This is a genomic window from Bacillus sp. SIMBA_008 (genome assembly GCF_046535495.1).
In the GTDB taxonomy this organism is placed as follows: domain Bacteria; phylum Bacillota; class Bacilli; order Bacillales; family Bacillaceae; genus Bacillus; species Bacillus subtilis.
The window spans coordinates 1-403 of record NZ_JAWRWL010000064.1 but is presented as its reverse complement, the minus strand read 5'-3'; the positions used below and the strand labels follow the sequence as shown (position 1 = coordinate 403).

Genomic DNA, 403 nt, shown 5'->3' with positions numbered 1-403 from the left:
CTTCGCACGAATCGTCGCCATTTTCTTCTCGGAGGAGCCCTCGCCGGAATCGGGGCGACGACAGCAATCGGCGCAGAGTATGCCCTCGGCTCCCGTCAGCAGCAGACCTCAGATTCGGCGCCCCCCGCGTTGAACGGCGGCAACACGGTGCCGTTCTTTGGCCATCACCAAGCGGGCATCGCTACCGATGCGCAAGCCTACGCGACCCTTCCCGCCCTCGATGTGCGGGACGAGGTCGATCGCGACGGCCTGCGCCGCATGATGCTGATCCTGACCGCTGACGCGGCCCGCCTGACGCAGGGCCAGAGCGCGCTCGCCGATGCCGAGCCCGAGCTCGCCGTCGCGCCAGCCAGGCTCACAGTGACGTTCGGCTTCGGTCCGCATTTCGTCGAGATCGCTCAGG

Annotated in this window: 1 protein-coding gene; it reads left to right on the top strand. The window is 67.5% G+C overall.

Features of this window, described 5'->3' with window-relative positions; translation table 11 throughout:
• Positions 1-129: 129 nt before the first annotated feature.
• The coding region (locus SB658_RS22125; protein ID WP_410602341.1) for a Dyp-type peroxidase domain-containing protein at positions 130-403 on the top strand (274 nt) is incomplete at its 3' end.